This is a genomic window from Pseudorhodoplanes sp., from assembly GCF_046289595.1.
Lineage (GTDB): Bacteria > Pseudomonadota > Alphaproteobacteria > Rhizobiales > Xanthobacteraceae > Pseudorhodoplanes.
Map to the genome: position 1 here is coordinate 1 of NZ_JBKBVB010000208.1, position 3,744 is coordinate 3,744.

Consider the following 3,744-nt stretch of genomic DNA (forward strand, 5'->3'; position numbering starts at 1 on the left):
CGCCCTGTTCGAGCTCGCGCTCGAGGACAAGGTTCTCGACAAGGTCCGGGCGGACCTCGACCGGTTCGACGCGCTGGTTGCCGGCAGCGACGATCTCAAGCGCCTGGTGCGCAGTCCGGTCTTCACCGCCGACGAGCAGGTCAAGGCGCTGGAGCCGATCCTGCAGAAGGCCGGCATTGACGGCATTGCCGGAAATTTCGTGAAGCTGGTGGCGTCAAACCGCCGCCTGTTCGCCCTGCCGCAGATCGTGAAGGCGTTCCGCGCCCTGGTCGCCAGGCACAAGGGCGAGGTCGCCGCCAGCGTAACCGTCGCCGAACAACTCTCCGACGCGCATCTGAATTCGCTGAAGGATGCGCTGAATGCGGTCACCGGCAAGGATGTCGATCTGCAGGTCACGGTCGATCCGGCGATCATCGGCGGACTTGTGGTCAAGCTCGGCAGCCGCATGGTCGACACCTCGCTCCGCACCAAACTCAATTCGATCAAGACTGCCATGAAAGAGGCTCGCTGATGGACATCCGCGCCGCAGAAATTTCCGCGATCCTGAAGGATCAGATCAAGAATTTCGGCCAGGAGGCGGAAGTCTCCGAAGTCGGCCAGGTGCTCTCCGTCGGTGACGGTATCGCCCGCGTCTACGGCCTCGACAACGTTCAGGCCGGCGAGATGGTCGAGTTCGAGAACGGCACGCGCGGCATGGCGCTCAATCTCGAAAGCGACAATGTCGGCATCGTGATTTTCGGCGCCGACCGCGAGATCAAGGAAGGCCAGACCGTCAAGCGCACCCGCGCCATCGTGGACGCCCCGGTCGGCAAGGGCCTGCTCGGCCGCGTGGTCGACGCGCTCGGCAATCCGATCGACGGCAAGGGCCCGATCAAGGCCGAGAAGCGCATGCGCGTCGACGTCAAGGCGCCCGGCATCATCCCGCGCAAGTCGGTGCATGAGCCGATGGCGACCGGCCTGAAGGCGGTGGACGCATTGATCCCGATCGGCCGCGGCCAGCGCGAGCTGATCATCGGCGACCGCCAGACCGGCAAGACCGCGATCGCGCTCGACACCATTCTCAACCAGAAGCCGCTCAACGCCACCGGCGACGAGAAGATCAAGCTGTATTGCGTCTATGTCGCGGTCGGGCAGAAGCGCTCCACCGTCGCGCAATTCGTCAAGGTGCTGGAAGAGCAGGGCGCGCTGGACTATTCGATCATCGTTGCGGCCACCGCGTCCGATCCGGCGCCGATGCAGTTCCTGGCGCCGTTCACCGGCTGCACCATGGGCGAGTATTTCCGCGACAACGGCATGCACGCTGTGATCATCTATGACGATCTGTCCAAGCAGGCCGTGGCCTATCGTCAGATGTCGCTGCTCCTTCGCCGTCCGCCCGGCCGCGAAGCCTATCCCGGCGACGTGTTCTATCTCCACTCGCGGCTGCTCGAGCGTGCGGCGAAGATGAACGACGACATGGGCGCGGGCTCGCTGACCGCCTTGCCGGTGATCGAGACCCAGGCCAACGACGTGTCGGCCTATATCCCGACCAACGTGATCTCGATCACCGACGGCCAGATCTTCCTGGAAACCGACCTGTTCTATCAGGGCATCCGCCCGGCGGTGAACGTGGGTCTTTCCGTGTCGCGCGTCGGCTCGTCGGCCCAGACCAAGGCGATGAAAAAGGTCGCCGGCAAGATCAAGGGCGAGCTTGCGCAATACCGCGAAATGGCGGCCTTCGCGCAATTCGGCTCCGACCTCGACGCCACCACCCAGCGCCTGCTCAATCGCGGCGCGCGCCTGACCGAACTTCTGAAGCAGCCGCAATTCTCGCCGCTGAAGATGGAGGAGCAGGTGGCGGTGATCTGGGCCGGCACCAACGGCTATCTCGATCCGCTGCCGGTGAACCGGGTGAAAGAGTTCGAGACCGGCCTGCTCGGGCTGCTGCGCAGCAAGCACGAGAGCCTGCTCAACAAAATCCGCGATACGCGCGATCTCGACGATGCCGCGGCCGCCGAGCTGAAGACCATTGTCGACGGTTACGCCAAGACGTTTGCCTAGAATCTTCCGTCATGGCCGGGCTTGTCCCGGCCATCCACGTCTTTGACGTGGGGCGGAAGCAAGACGTGAATGCCCGGCACAAGGCCGGGCATGACGAATGAGAGGGTGGCGGCGCCGCCGCAAGGACTGACGAATGGCTTCTCTCAAAGACATGCGCGTGCGCATCGCCGCGACCAAGGCGACGCAGAAAATCACCAAGGCCATGCAGATGGTGGCTGCATCGAAGCTGCGCCGGGCGCAGGCCGCGGCCGAGGCGGCACGTCCCTTCGCCGAGCGCATGGAAAAGGTGCTGGGCAATATCGCCTCGACGGTGACCGATCTTGCCTCCGCGCCGCCGCTCCTTGCCGGTACCGGCAAGAACGAGGTCCATCTTTTGGTGGTCTGCACCGCCGAGCGCGGGCTGTGCGGTCCGTTCAATTCGGCCATCGTTCGCCTGGCGCGCGAAAAAATCCTTTCGCTCACCAACGAGGGCAAGCAGGTCAAGATTCTCTGCGTCGGCCGCAAGGGCTACGAGCAGCTGCGCCGTCATTTCGACAGGCTCATCGTCGAGGTGATCGAGCTGCGGGGCGTCAAGAATGTCGGCTTTGCCAATGCCGAGGAGGTGGCGCGGAACATCGTGAGCCGTTTCGAGAATGGCGAGTTCGATGTCGCGACCCTGTTCTTCTCCCGCTTTAAGTCGGTGATCGCCCAGATCCCGACCGCGCTGCAGATCATTCCGCCGGTCTTCGAGACAACGGACTCGAACGGCGCCGAGGCGGCCTACGAATACGAGCCCGACGAGATCGAAATTCTCGGCGAGCTTTTGCCGCGCAATCTCGCGGTTCAGGTGTTCCGCGCGCTCCTGGAAAACGCCGCGTCCGAACAGGGCGCGCGCATGACTGCGATGGACAACGCCACCCGCAATGCCGGCGACATGATCCGCCGCCAGACCATCACCTATAACCGCACCCGTCAGGCGATGATCACCAAGGAGCTGATCGAGATCATCTCCGGCGCCGAGGCGCTGTAAGAATAGAGAGCGAGGACGAGCAATGGCCACAGCCACCGCAGGCAAACCCAACAAGACCGGCAAGATCACGCAGGTGATCGGCGCCGTGGTCGACGTGCAATTCGACGATCACTTGCCCGCCATTCTGAATGCGCTGGAAACCGACAACAATGGTCAGAGGCTGGTGCTCGAAGTCGCGCAGCATCTCGGCGAGAACACCGTCCGCACCATTGCGATGGACACGACCGAGGGTCTGGTCCGCGGTCATGACGTGCAGGATACCGGCCTGCCGATCGAGGTGCCGGTGGGCGAAGGCACGCTCGGCCGCATCATGAATGTGGTCGGCGAGGCGATCGACGAAGCCGGTCCGATCAAGGCGGAAGCCAAGCGCGCCATTCACCAGGAAGCGCCGGCCTATACCGATCAGTCGACCGAGTCGGAAATTCTCGTCACCGGCATCAAGGTCGTGGACCTGCTGGCGCCCTATGCCAAGGGCGGCAAGATCGGCCTGTTCGGCGGCGCCGGCGTCGGCAAGACCGTGCTGATTCAGGAACTGATCAACAACGTCGCCAAGGCGCATGGCGGCTATTCGGTGTTCGCCGGCGTCGGCGAGCGCACCCGCGAGGGCAACGACCTCTATCACGAGTTCATCGAGTCCGGCGTCAACAAGAAGGGCGGCGGGCAGGGCTCCAAATGCGCCCTGGTGTACGGCCAGA

General features: G+C 63.8%; 3 protein-coding genes and 1 pseudogene. All 4 read left to right on the forward strand.

Annotation, left to right across the window (positions count from 1 at the left end):
• Positions 1-511, forward strand: a 511-nt coding sequence (locus tag ACK41X_RS23005) for a F0F1 ATP synthase subunit delta (RefSeq protein WP_409728521.1), incomplete at its 5' end; no start/stop codon positions are given.
• Positions 511-2,040: a F0F1 ATP synthase subunit alpha gene (gene atpA / locus ACK41X_RS23010; protein ID WP_409728524.1), complete on the forward strand. Its 1,530-nt coding sequence runs from the start codon at positions 511-513 to the stop codon at positions 2,038-2,040. The genes ACK41X_RS23005 and atpA, both read left to right, overlap by 1 nt.
• 133 nt (positions 2,041-2,173) lie before the next feature.
• Entirely contained in the window at positions 2,174-3,049 is an 876-nt protein-coding gene (locus ACK41X_RS23015; RefSeq protein ID WP_409728526.1) for a F0F1 ATP synthase subunit gamma, read from the forward strand.
• A 22-nt stretch (positions 3,050-3,071) separates the two neighbouring features.
• Positions 3,072-3,744: pseudogene (locus ACK41X_RS23020) on the forward strand (F0F1 ATP synthase subunit beta); the annotation flags it as partial.